Origin of the sequence: Cupriavidus sp. NPDC089707, from assembly GCF_044748965.1 — a bacterium.
Lineage (GTDB): Bacteria > Pseudomonadota > Gammaproteobacteria > Burkholderiales > Burkholderiaceae > Cupriavidus.
This window is the reverse complement of the sequence record NZ_JBIVHB010000034.1, coordinates 17571-36725: the sequence shown is the minus strand read 5'-3', so window position 1 is coordinate 36725 and position 19155 is coordinate 17571. Positions and strand designations below refer to the sequence as shown.

Sequence of the window (19155 nt, the reverse complement as noted above, 5' to 3'; positions counted from 1 at the left end):
TCTTGTTTTCTTGCATCGCTTCAGGAAGGCGTTGTCTGGGACTGGCGCGCGGCTTCGCGCTGGCGCAGCCGGAACCGCTGGATCTTGCCGGTGGCGGTCCTGGGCAGTTCCGGCACGCATTCGATCTGGCGCGGGTACTTGTACGGTGCCAGCCGCGACTTGATGAACGCCTGCAGCTCCGTGGCCATGCCGTCATGCCAATGCTGGCCCGGCCGCATCACGACGAAGGCCTTGGGCTTGACCAGTTCGTCGGCATCGGCCACGCCGATCACCGCGGCTTCCAGCACGGCCGGGTGCAGCGCCAGCGCGGCTTCGACCTCGAACGGCGAGACGTAGATGCCGCCGACCTTGAGCATGTCGTCGCTGCGCCCGGCATAGGTGTAGTAGCCGTCGGCATCGCGCAGGTACTTGTCGCCGCTGCGCGTCCATTCGCCGACGAAGGTGTCGCGGGTCTTGTCGCGATTGCACCAGTACATCAGCGCCGCGCTCGGCCCCTTGATGTAGAGGTCGCCGATCTCGCCAGGCGCGCACGCTTCGCCGCGCTCGTCCAGCAGCTTCAGTTCGTAGCCTGGGACGGCCATGCCCGTGGTGCCGTAGCGCACCTCGCCGGGCCGGTTCGACAGGAAGATATGCAGCATCTCCGTAGAGCCGATGCCATCCAGGATGTCGCAGCCGAAATGCGCCAGGAAACGCTCGCCGATATCGCGCGGCAACGCCTCGCCGGCGGAGGTGCACACGCGCAGCGCCACTTCGTCGCGCGCGGGCAGGTCGGGCGCGGCGAGCATGCCCGCGAACAGTGTCGGCACGCCGCAGAATACCGTGGGCCGCTGCTCTCGCAAGCGGTGGAACACTGCCGTCGGCGTGGGCCGTTCGGCCATCAGCACAGTGGTCGCGCCGACCGACATCGGGAAGGTCAGCGCATTGCCCAGCCCGTAGGCAAAAAACAGCTTGGCGGCCGAGAACACGACATCGTTCTCGCGAATACCAAGCACCTGGCGGGCATAGAGGTCGGCGGTGTGGAACAGGTTGCCGTGGGTGTGCACCGTGCCCTTGGGGCGGCCGGTCGAGCCCGACGAATAGAGCCAGAACGCCATGTCATCGGGGCCGGTGCGCGCGACCGGCGCGGACGACCGGGTGCGGGCCAGCATCGCGCCCACGCTGCATGCCGGCGCCGCATCGCCGTGCGGGGCGGCCTGAATCACCATCGGTGACAGACCGCTCTTGTCGATCGCTGCCTGCATCACCGGCAACAGCGGCGTGGATACCACCACCGCGCGGGCGCCGCTGTGCGCGAGCATGTAGCCATAGTCGTCCGCGGTCAGCAGCGTATTGACCGCTACCGGCACCACCCCCGCCAGCAAGCAGCCGAGAAACACCGTGGGGAAGTCGACGGTATCGAGCGCGCATAGCAGCAGCCGCTCTTCCTGCCGGAACCCCGCATCGCGCAGCGCGCCGGCAAAGCGGCGGGCACGGGTATCGAGTCCGGCGTAGGTCAGCGAAGTGGCGTCGTCGACATAGGCGACCTTGTCGCCCCGTCCTGCATCGAGGTTGCGCGAAAGCAGGTCTTCGGCGGCGTTGTAGCGCGGCGGCAGCACCGCGACGGTGCCGGCAGTCGCGGCAGTCGCGGCAGTATTGGGGGGCGTCATGTCTCCACTCCTTGGTGTTGCATGCCGCGCGCCGCCAGGACCGGTAGCTGCGCGCCAGGCGCCAGGCCAGTCGCTGTTATCGCGCTGTCCGGATCACGTTGCGTGCCGGCATCCGCTTTGCGATGCATTTTATTTCATATCAACTATTATGCAAGCAAGGGGATGCACTATAAGACAGCAGCTTGCGGATAGTTGCTGTGCGGGGAGCCCGAAGCACCACAGGACGCGGCGACCCTGCTCGTATAATGCGCCCTTGCTTTTCTGCCAGGCGGCCCAGGCGCCGCCCGGCCAACATGACCCTCGACCCCATGCGCCGCGACCCAGCCCCGCTGCCTGCCATCGATTCCGACGCCCGCCCCGCGCGCGAAGCGTCCGCGCCGGCCGCCAACGGCGAGCGCGACCCCTACCTGACACAACTGGGCGACCGCATCCGCTCGCTGCGCGCCTCGCGCGGCATGTCGCGCAAGGACCTGGCGCGCGGTGCCGGCGTGTCCGAGCGCTACCTCGCCAACCTTGAAACCGGCACCGGCAATGCCTCGGTGCTGCTGCTGCGCCAGGTGGCCGGCGCGCTGGACGTGCCGCTGCCGGTGGTGCTGGCCGAGGTGGACGGCCTCAACGGCCAGCAGGCCACGGAGTTCGCGCAGATGGTGCAATGGCTGGCGCAATTGCCGACCTCGGACCTCGCGCGCGTGCGCGAAGCATGCCGCCATGCGCTGGCGCCTGAAGAATCCGGTGACGCGCGCCACCGCCGCATCGCGCTGATCGGCTTGCGCGGCGCCGGCAAGTCCACCCTGGGCCGCGCGCTGGCGGCCGCGCGCGACGTGCCCTTTGTCGAACTGAACACCGTGATCGAACAGGAAGCCGGCGCCAGCCTGTCCGAAATCCATTCGCTGTACGGCCAGGCCGCCTACCGCCGCTACGAGATGCGTGCGCTGGAGCGCACGCTGCGCGAGAACGAGCGCATGGTGCTCGCCACACCGGGCAGCCTGGTGTCGGAGCCGGGCACGTTCAACCTGCTGCTGGCTCAGTGCTACACCATCTGGGTGCGCACCTCGCCGGAAGAGCACATGGCGCGCGTGGTGGCCCAGGGCGACATGCGCCCGATGGAAGGCAACCGCGAGGCCATGGCCGACCTGCGCCGCATCCTGCAGGCGCGCACGCCGCTTTACGCCCGCGCCGATATCTCGATCGACACCAGCGGCCTGGATGCCGCGACCTCGCTGCAACAGCTGCGCGCGCAACTGCAAGCCGCCGGCGCCTGACCCGCTTCCGCCTCTCCGGCCCCGCCGCATTCCGCGCGCGGGGCAATCAGGCATTGCGCCGCGCCCTTCGCTGCACTATATTTCATCAAAAGCCGCAAGGCACTATAGTGCATCAAGGAGACAGCCATGTCCGCGCCGGCAACCGCCCCACTTCAGCCTGCCGCCCAGGCAGAAGCCCCCGTTCCCGTCACGTTCGAGCGCCATCCGGACCAGTACTGCCACTGGAAGCTCAGTTTCAACGGCCCCGTCGCCACGCTGGCGATGGACGTCGACGAGGAAGCCGGCCTGCGCCCCGGCTACGCGCTCAAGCTGAACTCCTACGACCTCGGCGTCGATATCGAACTGCACGACGCACTGCAGCGCATCCGCTTCGAGCATCCCGAAGTGCGCTCCGTCGTGCTGACCAGCGCGCGCGAGCGCATCTTCTGCTCCGGCGCCAATATCTTCATGCTGGGCCAGTCGTCGCACGCGTGGAAGGTCAACTTCTGCAAGTTCACCAACGAGACCCGCAACGCCATCGAGGATGCCAGCGAGCACTCCGGGCTGAAGTTCATCGCCGCCTGCAATGGCACCACCGCCGGCGGTGGCTACGAACTGGCACTGGCCTGCGACGAGATCGTGCTGGTCGACGATCGCTCTTCCGCGGTCAGCCTGCCCGAAGTGCCGCTGCTCGGCGTGCTGCCCGGCACCGGCGGGCTGACCCGGGTGACCGACAAGCGCAAGGTCCGTCGCGACCATGCGGATATCTTCTGCACCACCACCGAGGGCGTGCGCGGCCAGCGCGCCAGGGACTGGAAACTGGTCGATGAAGTGGTCAAGCCGGCGCGCTTCGCCGAATACGTCGCCGAGCGCGCCGCGGCACTGGCCGCCACCAGCGATCGCCCGCAGGGCCACCACGGCATCACCCTGACACCGCTGTCGCGCACGGTCGAGCCCGACGGCTACCGCTACGAGACCGTGCGCGTGCACATCGATCCCGCGGCACGCAAGGCCACCCTTACCGTATTCGGCCCCGACAAGCACCAGCCCGCCGACCTCGCCGGCGTGGTCGCGGCCGGCGCGCAATGGTGGCCGCTGAAGATGGCGCGCGAGCTCGACGATGCCATCCTGACGCTGCGCACCAACCACCTCGACATCGGCATCTGGGTGCTGAAGACCGATGGCGACCCGGCGCAGGTGCTGTCAGCCGATGCGCTGCTGGAAGCCAATGCCGGCCACTGGTTCGTGCGCGAGACCATCGGCATGCTGCGCCGTACGCTGGCGCGGCTGGACGTGTCGTCGCGCAGCCTGATCGCGCTGATCGAGCAGGACTCCTGTTTCGCCGGCACGCTGCTGGAACTGGCGCTGGCGGCCGACCGCAGCTACATGCTGCACCTGCCCGACGCGCCTGACGACGCGCCGCGCATCTTCGTGTCGGCGGTCAACTTCGGCCGCTACCCGATGCCGAACGGGCAAGACCGGCTGGCCGCGCGCTTCTATGGCGACGAAACCGCACTGACCGCGGTGCGTGAGCACATCGGCGCGCCGCTCGACGCGCTCAGCGCCGACTCGCTCGGCCTGATCACCGCGGCGCCCGACGATATCGACTGGGAAGACGAAATCCGCATTGCACTGGAAGAGCGCGCCAGCCTGTCGCCCGACGCACTCACCGGCATGGAAGCCAACCTGCGCTTCGGCGGCGCCGAGAACATGGCAACGCGCATTTTCGGCCGCCTGACCGCGTGGCAGAACTGGATCTTCCAGCGGCCCAACGCCGTCGGCGAGAACGGCGCGCTGAAGGTGTTCGGCACCGGCAACAAGGCGCGCTTCGACTGGGACCGCGTGTAGCGCCCTGCCCGCGCCAAGCGAGTACAACGAGGAGAGACCGTGAGCATCGACTACAGCCAGAAGATCCCCAACAACGTCAACCTGTCCGACGACCGCGCGCTGCAACGCGCGCTCGAGCACTGGCAGCCCGCCTTCCTCGACTGGTGGCGCGACATGGGGCCGGATGGCTCGCACAACTTCGACGTCTACCTGCGCACCGCGGTGTCGGTGGACCCGTCGGGCTGGGCACACTTCGAGCACGTCAAGATGCCCGACTACCGCTGGGGCATCTTCCTGCAGCCGGCCGACCCGGAGCGCAAGATCCATTTCGGCGAGCACAAGGGCGAAGCCGCGTGGCAGGACGTGCCCGGCGAACACCGCGCCAACCTGCGCCGCATCATCGTCACCCAGGGCGACACCGAGCCGGCATCGGTCGAGCAGCAGCGGCACCTGGGCCTGACCGCGCCCAGCCTGTACGACCTGCGCAACCTGTTCCAGGTCAACGTCGAAGAAGGCCGCCACCTGTGGGCCATGGTCTACCTGCTGCACCGCTACTTCGGCCGCGACGGCCGCGAAGAAGCCGAGGCGCTGTTGGATCGCCGCTCCGGCGACCAGGACAATCCGCGCATCCTCGGTGCCTTCAACGAACGCACGCCTGACTGGCTGTCGTTCTTCATGTTCACCTACTTCACCGATCGCGACGGCAAGTTCCAGCTGTGCGCGCTGGCCGAGTCGGGCTTCGATCCGCTCGCGCGCACCACGCGCTTCATGCTGACCGAGGAAGCGCACCATATGTTCGTCGGCGAGTCGGGCGTTTCACGCGTGATCCAGCGCACCTGCGAGGTCATGCGCGAACGCGGCATCGAGGATCCGGAACAGGTGCGCGCCGCCGGCGTGATCGACCTGGAGACAATCCAGCGCTACCTGAACTTCCACTACAGCGTGACCATCGACCTCTTTGGCGCGGATCAGTCGTCCAACGCGGCCACTTTCTACAGCGCCGGCCTGAAGGGCCGTTTCGAGGAAGGCAAGCGCGCCGACGACCATGTGCTCAAGGGCGACGCCTACCGTGTGCTCGAAGTGCGCGACGGCCGCCTGGGCGAGCGCGAGGTGCCGATGCTCAATGCGCTCAACGAAGTGCTGCGCGACGACTACATCAAGGACAGCATGGGCGGCGTGGCGCGCTGGAACAAGGTGATCGAGAAAGCCGGCATCCCCTTCCGCCTGACCGTGCCGCACAAGGCCTTCAACCGCAAGATCGGCACGCTCGCCAACGTGCATGTGTCGCCGCAGGGCGAGCTGATCTCGGAGGCCGAGTGGAAGGCCAACGAGCGCAAGTGGCTCGCCACGGACGAGGACCGCGCCTTTGTTGCCAGCCTGATGGGCCGCGTGGTCGAGCCCGGCAAGTACGCCAACTGGATCGCGCCGCCGGCGGTGGGCATCAACCGCCAGCCGATGGATTTCGAGTACGTGCGTTTCAACTGAGCCAGGCTAAAAGCCGGCAAGGAGATACCGGACAAGCCGGAGAATCGGAGATAAGCGATGGGCGCCCCCGACATCATCAAGCAGCACCTGATTGACCCCGAAATCTGCATCCGCTGCAATACTTGCGAAGACACCTGCCCGATCGATGCCATTACCCACGACGACCGCAACTACGTGGTCAAGGCCGATGTCTGCAACGGCTGCAATGCCTGCCTGTCGCCGTGCCCGACCGGCGCCATCGACAACTGGCGCACCATGTTGCGCGGCGACGCCTATACCATCGAGGCGCAGCTACGGTGGGACGAACTGCCGGCCGAGGTGCCGTTGCCGGACCTGGACAGCGCGATCGAAAGTACCGCGGCCGCGGCGCCGGCCACGGCCGCGCCTGACGCCAGCATCCAGGCGGTCGAAGCCAGCCGCCATACCTCGCAGCGCGCGCCATGGTCGGCGGCGCACCCGTACGTGAACCTGCACGGCGTGCGAGCGCCGGTCGCCGCGACGGTGGCCGGCAACTACCGGCTCACCGCCGACGACGCGTCCAGCGACATCCACCATATCGTGCTGGACTTCGGCACCCACTTCTTCCCGATCCTGGAAGGCCAGTCGATCGGCATCGTGCCACCGGGCACTGACGCCGCCGGCAAGCCGCACTACATCCGCATGTACTCGGTGGCCAGCCCGCGCGACGGCGAGCGCCCCGGCTACAACAACCTCGCGCTGACGGTGAAGCGGGTCGACCAGGACCACGACGGCCGGCAGGTGCGCGGCGTGGCGTCCAGCTACCTGTGCGACCTGGCCAAGGGCGATACCGTGCAGGTGGTGGGCCCGTTCGGCACCACCTTCCTGATGCCAAACCACGCCGAAGCCAGCGTGATGATGATCTGCACCGGCACCGGCTCCGCACCGATGCGCGCCATGACCGAGCGCATGCGCCGCAACCTGGCGCACTTCAGCGGGCGCCGGATGCTGTTTTTCGGCGCGCGCAATGCCAACGAGCTGCCCTACTTTGGGCCGCTGCTCAAACTGCCCAGGGATTTCCTGGACATCCATTTCGCCTTTTCGCGCGATCCCGATGCGCCGCGTCGCTATGTGCAGGACGCGATCCGCGAGGCCGCCGATGCCGCGGCCACCCTGCTCGCTGACCCGAACGGCCATGTCTACATCTGCGGACTGAAAGGGATGGAGGAAGGCGTGCTGGCCGCCTTCGACGCGGTCTGCGCCAGTGCCGGCCGCAGCTGGCCGGAACTGGCAGCCGCCATGAAAGCCGAGGGCCGGCTGCATATCGAAACGTATTAGGCCGAGACCTATTAGTCTGCACGCCTGTCTAACCGATACCGGCCGCCAAAACCCGGCGGGTCGGAGCCTTTTTGCGTCAAACACTTCCCTTCTGAAATCGTTCGCCTATAATCTTTCTCAAGAAACAGGAGCAAGGCGATGCAATCCAGGCGGATCCCGGAAACAGACCCCGCCGGCGGCCCCGACCCCGGCACCACGCTGACCAAGGCGGTAATGCGCGCCGCCGGCTTTCTCGGCATCAGCCAGGCCGTGGTAGCGAGTGTGCTCGGCATCAGCACGGCCTCGGTATCGCGCATGGCCTCCGGCGGCTATGTGCTCGATACCCACCGCAAGGAGTGGGAATTCGGCGTTCTGTTTGTACGCCTGTTCCGCTCGCTGGACGCAATCCTCGGCCATGGCGACCAGGCGCGACTGTGGCTGACGCATGAAAACCTGGCACTGGGCGGCAAGCCCATCGAAATGATCCGCACAACGGAAGGTCTGGTCCGTGTCGTTCACTACCTGGACGCCACCCGCGGTCGCATCTGAGCGCCGGCAGTTCGCGCTCACGCTGTGGCGGGCGGTGGAAGCCCAGCACGTTGTCTCCACCATGCCGCTGGTCGACAGCCTCGAAGAACAGGCTGTGCTGGAAGCCGTGCTCGATGCCGGCAAACCCGCCGTGCCGGTCGAGGCACGCCACCTGCACTACCTGCTGTTCACCCCCTTTCGCTATCCCCCGTCCCCCTGGGGTTCGCGCTTCCGCGCTGCCCAGGATCCCGGCGTGTTCTACGGCGCCGCAGAGATCCGCACCGCCTGCGCGGAGCTGGGCTACTGGCGCTGGCGCTTTCTCAACGACAGCCCGGCACTGCCACGCATCGACGCCCGCGCGCAGACGCTGTTCGAAGTGCGCATCGCCACCGACGGCGTGGCGCTCGACACTCCGCCCTTCGACCGCGACCGCGACGCCTGGACCGACCCCGACCAACACGAACCCTGCCAGGCCTTCGGCCGCGTCGCGCGCGAAGCCGGTCTCGGCATGATCCGTTACACCTCGGTACGCGACCCGCTCCACGGCCTGTGCGGCGCCGTGCTGACGCCGCGCGCGTTCGCCCACCCGCAGCCGCTGGCGACCACCACCTGGATGCTGACCGTGCGCCGCGACCGCGTGATCTGGCAGCGCGACGACCTGCAACAGCGCGACAGCTTTGAGTTCGCCGCCACGCTGTGGCAGCGCACAAACGATAGTCCGAGCGAGGGCTGAACCTGTTCGCGCTCGCGGCGATCTAATCCTTATGGCACGCGGGTTTTCGCCGCGCCTGATGATATTCCAATCAGGTGTTGCAATGCGCAACCAAGTGCCTTATAATCTTTTCTTCGACGGACGCGGGGTGGAGCAGTCTGGCAGCTCGTCGGGCTCATAACCCGAAGGTCGCAGGTTCAAATCCTGCCCCCGCAACCAACCGCTTGATGATGCGGTTGGACAGTGAAAGTCATCCGATCCGTTCGACAGACAAACCCGCCACTGGCGGGTTTTTTGTTTTGGTCGCACCGCTTCGCGCGGACTCCGCGCAAACGCCGATGGCATCATCGGTGCGGCATGCAACCGACCGCACCCCACTGCCCTGCCGACCCGCCGCGGCGCCCTGCGCGAGGGTGATACACTTTCGCCATTCCTCCCGGACGCCCCTCATGAAATTCTGCTCGAACTGTGGCCATGCGGTCGTGTTGCGTGTGCCTGACGGCGACAACCGCCCGCGCAGTGTCTGCGACAGCTGCGGCACCATCCACTACGTCAACCCGCGCAATGTCGTGGGAACGATTCCGGTCTGGGAAGACAAGATCCTGATTTGCAAGCGCGCGATCGAGCCGCGCTATGGCTTCTGGACCCTGCCCGCCGGCTTCATGGAAATCGGCGAGACCACCGCGCAGGCCGCCGCGCGCGAGACGCTGGAAGAGGCCGGCGCGCGCGTGCAGGTGGGCGAGCTGTTCTCGATCCTCAACGTGCCGCACGTGCACCAGGTCCACCTCTTCTACCTGGCCAAGCTGGACGACCTGGACATCGCGCCGGGCGAGGAAAGCCTGGAGGTCAAACTGGTGGAAGAAGCCGACGTGCCGTGGGACGAACTGGCGTTCCCGACCGTGATCCACACGCTGCGCTGCTTCTTTGCCGACCGCGCCGCCGGCCGGCTGCAGGACGGCAGCTTCCGGCTGCATAGCCTGGATATCGACAAACCCATGCGCCCGCTGACCAGCCGGGCCACGGTCACGCCCTGAGCGCCCGGCCGACGCGCGCGCAACTCCCGGCACGGCCCGCATGATCGCCTGGCTGGACCCGCACGACCCGTTTCCGCCGGTGGACGAGGCGCTCGGGCCCGACTCGGACGCGCCGGGCCTGCTCGCGGCGAGCCGCGACCTGTCGCCCCAACGCCTCCTGCTGGCGTACCGGCAAGGCATCTTTCCCTGGTATTCCAGCGGCCAGCCGGTGCTGTGGTGGAGCACCGACCCCCGCATGGTGCTGGCGCCCCACGCATTGCGCGTGTCGGCGACGCTGCGCAAAACGCTGCGCCGCGTGCTGCGCGATGCTGACTGGGAAATCCGCGTCGACGACGATTTCCTGGCGGTGATGCGCGCCTGCGCCATGACGCCGCGCGACGGACAGGACGGCACCTGGATCACCAACGACATCATCGCCGCCTACGGCTCGCTGCATCGCAACGGCCTGGCGCATTCGGTGGAGAGCTGGTATCGCGGCGAACGCGTTGGCGGTTTATACGGTGTGGCGCTGGGCCGGATGTTCTTCGGCGAGTCCATGTTCGCGCACCGCACCGACGCCTCCAAGATCGCACTGGCGGCGCTGTGCGCCTTCCTCGGCAATCACGGCGTGGCGATGATAGACTGCCAGCAAGAGACCGACCACCTTGCCTCATTGGGCGCCCGCCCGATTCCTCGCGCGCAGTTCGTGGCACATGTGCGCGCCGCGGCGGCGCAGCCCGCGATCCATCCGTGGCGGTTCGATAAATCGGTGCTGGAGTGCTGGGCCGGGACGCCAGCCGCGCCAGCCGGCTAAATTTTGGGAAGGACGCCCGCCTTCGCCCACCGTCCGCCCGCATCGTCCCGCCCGGAGCCCCCAGAGCCATGAGCAAGCTGAAGGAACTACCGCTCTCTGCGCTGCAGTTCTACGCCACGGCGCCCTACGCTTGCAGCTATCTGGAAGGCCGCATGGCGCGCTCGCAGGTCGCCACGCCCGCGCACCTGATCAACGCCGACGTCTATTCGCGGCTGGTGCGCGCCGGTTTCCGGCGCAGCGGCATCTTCACCTACCGGCCATATTGCGACGATTGCCACGCCTGCACGCCGTGCCGCGTGCTGGTCGACCAGTTCACGCCCGACCGCTCGCAGCGCCGCGCCTGGCGCCGGCATCAGCACCTGCAGGCGCTGGTGGCGCCGCTTACCTACGTCGAAGAGCATTATTCGCTGTACCTGCTGTACCAGTCGATGCGCCACGCCGGCGGCGGCATGGACCAGGACAGCCGCGACCAGTACGAGCAGTTCCTGCTGCAAAGCCGCGTCAATTCGCGCCTGGTGGAGTTCCGCGAGCCGCCGGGATCGCCAGAGGCGGGCCGGCTGCGCATGGTCAGCATGATCGACGTGCTGGACGACGGGCTGTCGTCGGTCTACACCTTCTACGACCCGCTTGAGCGCAACGCCAGCTACGGCACCTACAACATCCTGTGGCAGATCGGCCAGACCCATGCGCTGGGCCTGCCGCACCTGTACCTGGGATACTGGATCGCAGACAGCCGCAAGATGGCGTACAAGGCACGCTTCCGGCCGCTGCAGGTGCTGACCGGCAACCACTGGCACGCCTTCGAGGAAGAGGACGCCGCGCCTGCAGACCCCGACGCACCACCCGCGCCTCCCGCGCAGCAGTAGCCCCGCCTCCGGGCAAGCGGCCCAGCCGCTACAATGCCGGGCTGGAATTCACTCTGTGACGGCCCCGCCGGCCGGCTGCCCCGTGCTCAACGCGCTCTATCCCCTGTTTCGCCCTGCCCTGTTCTCGATGGATGCCGAGGACGCCCACCATTTCACGCTGAACAATCTGCTGCGCGCCCACCGCATGGGCCTGGCCGGCTGCCTCGGCAACAAGATCGCCGACGATCCGCGCACCGTGATGGGCGTGCGCTTCCCCAACCCCGTCGGGCTGGCCGCCGGGCTGGATAAGGACGGCGCGTATATCGATGGGCTGGCCGCGTTCGGTTTCGGCTTTATCGAGGTGGGCACGGTCACGCCGCGCGCGCAGCCGGGCAACCCGCGCCCGCGCATGTTCCGGCTGCCGCAGGCGGATGCGCTGATCAACCGCATGGGCTTCAATAACGGCGGCGTCGATGCCTTTGTCGCCAACGTACAGGCCTCGCGCTGGAAGGCCGAGGGCGGCGTGCTGGGGCTGAACATCGGCAAGAACGCCGACACGCCGATCGAGCGCGCCAACGACGACTACCTGTACTGCCTGGAGCGCGTCTATCCGCACGCCAGCTATGTGACGGTCAATATCTCGTCGCCCAACACCAAGAACCTGCGCCAGTTGCAAGGCGCCAGCGAACTGGACAGCCTGCTGTCGACGCTGAAGGACGCGCAGCAGCGCCTGGCCGACCAGCACAAGCGCTACGTGCCGCTGGCGCTGAAGATCGCGCCGGACCTCGACGCCGACCAGATCGGCAATATCGGCGACGCGCTGGTGCGCCACAAGATCGACGGCGTGATCGCCACCAACACCACTATCTCGCGCGACGCCGTCAAGGGCCTGCCCCATGCCGAGGAGGCCGGCGGCCTGTCGGGGCGTCCGGTGTTCGAGGCCTCCACGCGCGTGGTGCGCGCGCTGCACGCCGTGGTCGGCGATGCAGTGCCAATCATCGGCGTGGGCGGCATCTTCAGCGGCGCCGATGCGCGCGCCAAGATCGACGCCGGCGCGAAGCTGGTGCAGGTCTACAGCGGGCTGATCTACCGCGGCCCGGCACTGGTGCGCGACTGCGCCGCGGCTTTGCGTCGCTAAGCCTTCTCCATCGCCCCTACCGGAAACGCCATGGAAACCTGCCCGTGGCCTGGCGCTACAAGCGCGGGTTCGCGGCCAACGCCATCATCGGCGCCACCACCCTGGGCCCAGCTCGAGGAAAACCTCGACGCCCGGGACGCGCAATGGCATGAAGATGGGATCGCCGCAATCAGGGTAATCCACAAGGAAATCACGAATCCCGCGCAATAATATGCGCCTGAATGGCCGATAGCGGGCGTCTGACAGCATTCGATGCCCCGCTTTGGCATGATGACTACGCATTTCGTGCGCGAGAAGTGGTATCCTCGCAGGCTTATCGCTGTCGCATCCGACGCGCCCGCGCACGCTCCCTTTTTGCCGCAGGAAGCCGCCGCGCACGCCCCGGACCGGCACCGTCCGCCAGCGTGCGGACGCGCCAGGACAGCGGACCGAACCATCCGCGGCTGCATCCATCCAGAACCGAGCATTCGGGGGAGAACAGATAATGAAGTCCATCAAGGGTCTCGCAGCAACCAAGTCGATCCTGGGCGGCGCCGTGGCGCTGGCCTTGGTGTACGGCGGTGCCGTGCAAGCCCAGACCGTCAAGGTGCTGTCGATCGTCGACCATCCCGCGCTGGACGCGATCCGCGACGGCGTGCGCGCCGAACTGAAGGCCGCCGGCTATGACGCCGACAAGAGCCTGAAGTGGGAATACCAGAGCGCCCAGGGCAACACCGGCACCGCCGCGCAGATCGCGCGCAAGTTCGTCGGCGACAACCCCAACGCCATCGTCGCCATCGCCACCCCGTCGGCCCAGGCCGTGGTCGCCGCGACCAAGACGGTGCCGGTGGTGTACTCGGGCGTGACCGATCCGGTCGCCGCGCAGCTGGTCAAGAGCTGGTCGCCGTCGGGCACCAACGTGACCGGCGTGTCGGACAAGCTGCCGCTGGACAAGCAGGTCGCCCTGATCAAGCGCGTGGTGCCCAAGGCCAAGAACGTGGGCATGGTCTACAACCCGGGCGAGGCCAACTCGGTCGTGGTGGTCAAGGAACTGAAGGAACTGCTGGCCAAGGAAGGCCTGACGCTGAAGGAAGCCGCCGCGCCGCGTACCGTGGACATCGGCCCGGCCGCCAAGAGCCTGATCGGCAAGGTCGACGTGATCTACACCAACACCGACAACAACGTGGTGTCGGCGTATGAGTCGCTGGTCAAGGTCGCCAACGAATCGAAGATCCCCCTGGTTGCCGCCGATACCGACAGCGTCAAGCGTGGCGCGGTTGCCGCGCTGGGCATCAACTACGGCGACCTGGGCCACCAGACCGGCAAGGTCGTGGTGCGCATCCTCAAGGGCGAGAAGCCGGGCGCGATCGCTTCGCAGACCAGCGACAACCTGGAGCTGTTCGTGAACACGGGCGCAGCCGCCAAGCAAGGCGCCACGCTGTCGCCGGAGCTGATCAAGGAAGCCAAGACGGTCATCAAGTAATCACGGCACTGCCCGCCGCCGTCGCAATACGGCGGCGCCCTGGCGCGCCTACCCGGCGCGGCAGGCGCAGACCGGGCGAGGCGGCGGGCGGCTCCACACGGGCCGCCCTGCCGCCCCGCCCCCAAGCCGGCGCCAGGGTAGCCGCCGGCCCCCGCAACAGGATTCCCCCATGTCCCTTTTCTCCCTTCTGGGCGCCCTGGAGATCGGCCTGATCTTCAGCCTGGTGGCGCTCGGGGTGCTGATTTCCTTCCGCATCCTCAATTTCCCCGACCTGACCGTTGACGGCAGCTTCCCGCTGGGCGGCGCCGTTGCCGCGACGCTGATCGCCGCCGGCCAGGATCCGTTCCTGGCGACCGTGGTCGCGATCGCCGCCGGCGCGCTGGCCGGCTGGATCACCGGCTGGCTCAACGTGCGCCTCAAGATCATGGACCTGCTCGCCAGTATCCTGATGATGATTGCGCTGTACTCGGTCAACCTGCGCATCATGGGCCGCCCCAACGTGCCGCTGATCACCGAGCCGACCCTGTTCACCATCCTGCAGCCGGAGTGGATGCCTGACTACGTGCTGCGCCCGCTGGTGCTGTTCATCGTGGTGGTGATCGCCAAGCTCGGCCTCGACTGGTTCTTCAGCTCGCAACTGGGCCTGGCGATGCGCGCCACCGGCGCCAACCCGCGCATGGCCCGCGCGCAGGGCATTCCCACCGGCCGCGCCACGCTGGCCGGCATGGCGCTGTCCAATGCGCTGGTGGCACTGGCCGGCGCGCTGTTCGCGCAGACCCAGGGCGGCTCGGATATCTCGATGGGCATCGGCACCATCGTGATCGGCCTGGCCGCGGTGATCATCGGCGAGACCGTGCTGCCGGCACGCCGCCTGATCTGGACCACGCTGGCCGTGGTGCTGGGCGCCATCCTGTACCGCTTCTTCATTGCGCTGGCGTTGAACAGCGACTTCATTGGCCTGAAGGCGCAGGACCTGAACCTGGTCACAGCCGCGCTGGTGACGATCGCGCTGGTGCTGCCGGCCACGCGCAAGAAGCTGTTTGCCCGCAAGAACGGAGGTGCCTGAGATGCTGCGCGCACAAGACCTGAAGCTCACCTTCAACCCGGGCACCCCGATCGAGACCCGCGCACTGCGCGGCCTCACGCTGGAAATCCCGAGCGGCCAGTTCGTCGCCGTGATCGGCTCCAACGGCGCCGGCAAGTCGACCTTCCTGAATGCGATCAGCGGCGACCAGATGGTCGACTCGGGCCGCATCACCATCGATGACACCGACGTCACCCGCCAGCCGGCATGGGATCGCGCGCACCTGGTGGCGCGCGTGTTCCAGGACCCGATGGCCGGCACCTGCGAGGCGCTGACCATTGAAGAGAACATGGCGCTGGCAATGGCCCGCGGCGCCCGACGCGGCTTTCGCCCGGCGCTGAACCGCGCCTCGCGCGAACTGTTCCGCGAGAAGCTGCGGCTGCTGAACCTGGGGCTGGAAAACCGCCTGACCGACCGCATCGGCCTGCTCTCGGGCGGCCAGCGCCAGGCGGTGAGCCTGCTGATGGCCTCGTTGCAGCCGTCGCGCATCCTGCTGCTGGACGAGCACACCGCCGCGCTGGACCCGAAGACCGCCGCGTTCGTGCTGGAACTGACCGCGCGCATCGTCGAGGAAAGCAAGCTGACGACGATGATGGTGACGCACAGCATGCGCCAGGCACTCGACTATGGGCAGCGCACGGTGATGCTGCACCAGGGGCAGGTAGTGCTGGATGTGTCGGGCGACAAGCGCAAGGGACTGGATGTGCCGGACCTGCTGAAGATGTTCGAGCAGACGCGGCATGAGCAGCTGGATGACGATGCGCTGTTGCTGGGGTGATGTCCCTGGCGCAGAAAAATGGGGAGCTTCGGCTCCCCGTTTTTTTTTGCTCATTGGCGCTTAAGCGTCCCATATGTGTGCTCCCCTCTCCCGCTTGCGGGAGAGGGGTCGGGGGAGAGGGCCGGCGCATGGCAAGCATCGTGACGCCGCACTTCGTGGAGACTCTTGCCCTCTCCCCCGTCCCTCTCCCATAAATGGGAGAGGGAGCAAACCAGCAGTATGCAAACGACTAATCGATCGTGATGCGCCGCTGCCTGATCACCCCCGCCCACCGCACACTTTCCTTCTGGATCGTTGCCGCCAGCTGCTGCGGCGTGCCGCCCGCCGCCTCCATTCCCAGCGTCGCCAGCTTTTCCTTCAGCGCCGCATCGGCCAGCACCGCGTCGACATGCTGGCTGAGCTTGCGCACGATCTCTGGCGGCGTCCCCGCCGGCGCCATCAACGCATACCACGACACCGCCTCGAACTTCGGGAAGCCCTGCTCCGCGATCGTCGGCACATCGGGCAGCACCGTAGAGCGTTTGGCGCTGGCCACGCCCAAGGCACGCAGCTTGCCAGCCTTGATGTAAGGCAGTGCCGCCGAAAGCTGGGCAAACATCATCGTCACCTGCCCGCCAACCACATCGGTCATGGCCGGGCTCACGCCCTTGTATGGCACGTGGTTCAGCTTGACGTTGGCATCGAGCTGCAGCAGTTCGCCGGCCAGGTGCGCCTGGCTGCCAGCGCCTGGAGAGGCGAAGCTGAGTTCGCCCGGCTTCTGCATGGCTAGCTTGAGAAGTTCCGCCAGCGACCTGGCAGGCGTGGCCGCGTTGACCACCAGCACGTTCTCAGCGGTGGCAAGCATCGCCACCGGCGCCAGGTCGGACTGCTTGTAGGGCAGGTTCGGCATCAGCGTGGGATTTACTGCGATATTTCCGACCGGCACCAGCGCGATGGTGTAGCCGTCGGGCGCGGCCTTGGCCACCATGTCGACACCGATGGTGCCGGCGGCGCCGGCCTTGTTCTCGACCAGCACGCTTTGGCCAGTGGTCTTGGCGATGCCTTCCCCGACGGCGCGCGCCAGCACGTCGGCGGGGCCGCCGGCGGCAAACGGCACCACGATGCGCACCGGCTTGGCGGGATATGTTGGCGGCTGGGCATGTGCCGCCGCCGAGCCCAGCCATGTCGCGCAGGCTGCCGCGCAGGCGAACAGACCATGCATGGCAAGGCGCCGGATGTCAGGATTCACGAAAGACTTCACATCGGATTTCACAGCGGCATTCACAGCGGATTTCATGACGGTTTCCCCAATTTGGCAGTCATCAGGCTATGGCTCCTCTACCGCGCCGGCAGTCTTGTTATCGTCGATGGGCCAGGTGCGGTCCGACCCGTTGCCTATCCCGTGCCCCGCTCTCCAGCCGCGGGATCGGTCAGCGCAAAGCTCGCCAGGTCCGCTTCGTGCGCCATCGCAGGCAGGCAGGAATAGTCGGCGGGTTGCACCGCGGCGAAGCGCGCCAGCCCCAACATGGCCAGCAGCGCGGTGCCCGCGGCATCCTCATGCATGCCCAGCAATGCCGCACGCACGCGCACACACTGCTGCGGATCGGCGCCCGCCGATGCGACCAGCACCGGAATCGGTGCAGGCGGCGTCAGCGCCAGCGTCTTCAGTTGCGCGGCAAGCCCAGGGTCATAGCGGCGCAGCAGGTCCATCACATAGCTGTCAATCACCCCCACCTCGGCATCGCCAGCAAGCACGGCACCGATGACCTCGCGTGGCGTTGGCGTGGCCATCGCAGCGGGCCGGTACAGCGCCTGCGTACCCGCCGGCGCCAGCCGCATCAGGTAATGGCGCGGCGCGTTATAGCCCGAGTTCGACTCAGGCAACATGCATGCCAGCCGCCCGCCGAAGGTCTGCCCCAGCGACCGCACTGGCGCATCGGCGCGCACGATGAATTCCGTGAAGTAAACCGGCTGGCCATCGTAGCGCGAGTGCGACGGAACCGGCGCGGCCAGCAACTGCGGCGTTACCGGCGCGCTCGCGTACGGATAGCCGCACATGAAGACGCAGCCGCAGTCCGGCCGCGCCCACAGCGCGCTGACCAGCGCCGGCGCGGGATGCTCGATATACGGCAACTCCACACCCGCGCGCTCGGACACCCGCGCCAGCAGCGCGCGCCATGCCGCTTCGGCCTGCGGTGTTACCGCGTACATGCGGGCATTGGCGATCATGCGTACACCAGCTTCTGGCCCAGCCCGCGCTGCTCGGCCTTCTTCAGGATGGCGTGCCCCAGCGCGATATCGCTCAGCGACAGGCCGCGGTGCCAGAACAGGTTGGTTTCGTCGTCGCTCTGGCGGCCCGGCTTGCGGCCGGCGGCGATCTCGCCCAGTTCGCCGTAGAGCGTCTGTTCCGACAGCTTGCCCGCTTCGACATGCGCGCGCAGCGAGCCGAACATGCCGCCCTTGCATTGGCCCCAGTCGTCCACCACCATTCGCGTCATGATGTCGGTCAGCGACAGTTCGACCGCGCTCATGGTGCCGTAGGGCACGACAAACGCACCGGGCTTGATCCATTCGGTCTTGAGCATCGGCGTCGGGCGTTCCAGGCGCGACGCCTCGACCACGATGTCGGCGCCGCGCACGCACGATTCCCAATCTTCGGCCACCACGATCTTCTTGCCGAGATCGCGCTCCAGCCGGGCGGCAAAGGCATTGCGGCTTTCCGGCCGGCGGGAATGCACGCGGATCTCGTCGAAGTCATAGAGGCTGTCGAGCAGGCGCACGTTCCAGTACGAGGTGCCGCGCGCGCCGATATGGCCCAGCACCTTGCTGTCGCGGCGTGCCAGGTGCTTGGCGCCGAGCGCGGTCAGAGCGCCGGTGCGTGCATCGGTGATGAAGGTCGCGTCGATCACCGCCACCGGCATGCCGGTGCGTGGATCGAACAGGTTCAGCATGGCCATCTCCGAAGGCAGGCCGAGCTTGTAGTTGTCGACGAAATCGCCGACGACCTTGACGCCGGCCAGTCCCAGCGGCGCCACGTACCCGCGCAGCACGTTGAAGTGGCCGTTGAAGGCGGGATCCGGCATCAGGTGCACGCGCGGCTCGATCACGGTCTGGCCGTTGCCCTGTGCGACCAGCGCCTGCTCCACCGCATCGATGATTTCGGCATCGGTCATTTCCAGCCGCGCAATGTCCCGGCCGTTGAGGTAGGTGAGATGAATATCAGCCATACGGTCCCCGCTCTCCAGATCAGTGTGTGTTGTGCATCGATGGAGTCCAGTGTAGGTATGGCGCCATTGACTGTCATATGCTTATATGTCCGCCTGCCTTA

At 67.2% G+C, this 19155-nt stretch carries 17 protein-coding genes and 1 tRNA gene; 14 read left to right on the top strand and 4 right to left on the bottom strand.

Features of this window, described 5'->3' with window-relative positions:
• Nucleotides 1-20 precede the first annotated feature (20 nt).
• Nucleotides 21-1646, bottom strand: coding sequence for a benzoate-CoA ligase family protein (locus tag ACIP1U_RS30475; protein ID WP_400322990.1), 1626 nt, complete (start codon nucleotides 1644-1646; stop codon nucleotides 21-23).
• Between the two features lie 308 nt (nucleotides 1647-1954).
• Between ACIP1U_RS30475 and ACIP1U_RS30470 the strand changes: the two genes are divergently transcribed.
• The 14 genes from ACIP1U_RS30470 (at nucleotide 1955) to ACIP1U_RS30405 (ending at nucleotide 15848) form a co-directional block, all read left to right on the top strand.
• Nucleotides 1955-2908 carry a helix-turn-helix transcriptional regulator gene (locus ACIP1U_RS30470; RefSeq protein WP_400323009.1) on the top strand — a complete coding sequence of 318 codons (954 nt, stop codon included), beginning with the start codon at nucleotides 1955-1957 and terminating at the stop codon, nucleotides 2906-2908.
• A gap of 126 nt (nucleotides 2909-3034) precedes the next feature.
• On the top strand, nucleotides 3035-4735 hold the full coding sequence (boxC, locus tag ACIP1U_RS30465; RefSeq protein WP_400322988.1) for a 2,3-epoxybenzoyl-CoA dihydrolase: 1701 nt from the start codon (nucleotides 3035-3037) through the stop codon (nucleotides 4733-4735).
• Nucleotides 4736-4774: 39 nt separating this feature from the next.
• Nucleotides 4775-6199: a benzoyl-CoA 2,3-epoxidase subunit BoxB gene (boxB, locus tag ACIP1U_RS30460; RefSeq protein WP_400322985.1), complete on the top strand. Its 1425-nt coding sequence runs from the start codon at nucleotides 4775-4777 to the stop codon at nucleotides 6197-6199.
• A gap of 57 nt (nucleotides 6200-6256) precedes the next feature.
• Entirely contained in the window at nucleotides 6257-7495 is a 1239-nt protein-coding gene (boxA, locus tag ACIP1U_RS30455; protein ID WP_400322982.1) for a benzoyl-CoA 2,3-epoxidase subunit BoxA, read from the top strand.
• A 138-nt stretch (nucleotides 7496-7633) separates the two neighbouring features.
• Nucleotides 7634-8023 carry an antitoxin Xre/MbcA/ParS toxin-binding domain-containing protein gene (locus ACIP1U_RS30450; protein ID WP_400322979.1) on the top strand — a complete coding sequence of 130 codons (390 nt, stop codon included), beginning with the start codon at nucleotides 7634-7636 and terminating at the stop codon, nucleotides 8021-8023.
• Nucleotides 7983-8735: an RES family NAD+ phosphorylase gene (locus ACIP1U_RS30445; RefSeq protein ID WP_400322976.1), complete on the top strand. Its 753-nt coding sequence runs from the start codon at nucleotides 7983-7985 to the stop codon at nucleotides 8733-8735. The genes ACIP1U_RS30450 and ACIP1U_RS30445 overlap by 41 nt, the downstream gene beginning before the upstream one ends.
• A 121-nt stretch (nucleotides 8736-8856) precedes the next feature.
• Nucleotides 8857-8933, top strand: a tRNA-Met gene (locus ACIP1U_RS30440).
• A 230-nt stretch (nucleotides 8934-9163) separates the two neighbouring features.
• Complete coding sequence (locus tag ACIP1U_RS30435) at nucleotides 9164-9748, top strand: NUDIX hydrolase (protein ID WP_400322973.1); 585 nt, start codon at nucleotides 9164-9166, stop codon at nucleotides 9746-9748.
• A 40-nt stretch (nucleotides 9749-9788) separates the two neighbouring features.
• Nucleotides 9789-10541, top strand: a complete 753-nt coding sequence (gene aat, locus ACIP1U_RS30430; protein WP_400322970.1) for a leucyl/phenylalanyl-tRNA--protein transferase — start codon at nucleotides 9789-9791, stop codon at nucleotides 10539-10541.
• A gap of 68 nt (nucleotides 10542-10609) precedes the next feature.
• Entirely contained in the window at nucleotides 10610-11407 is a 798-nt protein-coding gene (locus tag ACIP1U_RS30425; RefSeq protein ID WP_400322967.1) for an arginyltransferase, read from the top strand.
• An 82-nt stretch (nucleotides 11408-11489) separates the two neighbouring features.
• Nucleotides 11490-12524 carry a quinone-dependent dihydroorotate dehydrogenase gene (locus ACIP1U_RS30420; RefSeq protein ID WP_400323006.1) on the top strand — a complete coding sequence of 345 codons (1035 nt, stop codon included), beginning with the start codon at nucleotides 11490-11492 and terminating at the stop codon, nucleotides 12522-12524.
• Nucleotides 12525-13008: 484 nt separating this feature from the next.
• Complete coding sequence (locus tag ACIP1U_RS30415) at nucleotides 13009-13986, top strand: ABC transporter substrate-binding protein (protein WP_400322964.1); 978 nt, start codon at nucleotides 13009-13011, stop codon at nucleotides 13984-13986.
• Between the two features lie 169 nt (nucleotides 13987-14155).
• Nucleotides 14156-15052 (top strand): ABC transporter permease, encoded by an 897-nt coding sequence (locus tag ACIP1U_RS30410; protein ID WP_029047685.1) that lies wholly within the window; start codon nucleotides 14156-14158, stop codon nucleotides 15050-15052.
• A gap of 1 nt (nucleotide 15053) precedes the next feature.
• Nucleotides 15054-15848, top strand: a complete 795-nt coding sequence (locus tag ACIP1U_RS30405) for an ABC transporter ATP-binding protein (RefSeq protein ID WP_342913340.1) — start codon at nucleotides 15054-15056, stop codon at nucleotides 15846-15848.
• A 229-nt stretch (nucleotides 15849-16077) separates the two neighbouring features.
• Here ACIP1U_RS30405 and ACIP1U_RS30400 read toward each other — a convergent pair whose 3' ends face one another.
• The 3 genes from ACIP1U_RS30400 to ACIP1U_RS30390 all read right to left on the bottom strand — a co-directional run bounded on the left by ACIP1U_RS30400 (nucleotide 16078) and on the right by ACIP1U_RS30390 (nucleotide 19054).
• Complete coding sequence (locus tag ACIP1U_RS30400) at nucleotides 16078-17124, bottom strand: Bug family tripartite tricarboxylate transporter substrate binding protein (protein WP_400322959.1); 1047 nt, start codon at nucleotides 17122-17124, stop codon at nucleotides 16078-16080.
• Between the two features lie 98 nt (nucleotides 17125-17222).
• Nucleotides 17223-18056 carry a phosphate/phosphite/phosphonate ABC transporter substrate-binding protein gene (locus tag ACIP1U_RS30395; RefSeq protein WP_400322957.1) on the bottom strand — a complete coding sequence of 278 codons (834 nt, stop codon included), beginning with the start codon at nucleotides 18054-18056 and terminating at the stop codon, nucleotides 17223-17225.
• A complete protein-coding gene (locus tag ACIP1U_RS30390) occupies nucleotides 18053-19054 on the bottom strand; it encodes an ornithine cyclodeaminase family protein (RefSeq protein ID WP_400322955.1) in 1002 nt (333 codons plus the stop codon). Before ACIP1U_RS30390 ends, ACIP1U_RS30395 begins: the two co-directional genes overlap by 4 nt.
• Nucleotides 19055-19155: the final 101 nt, after the last annotated feature.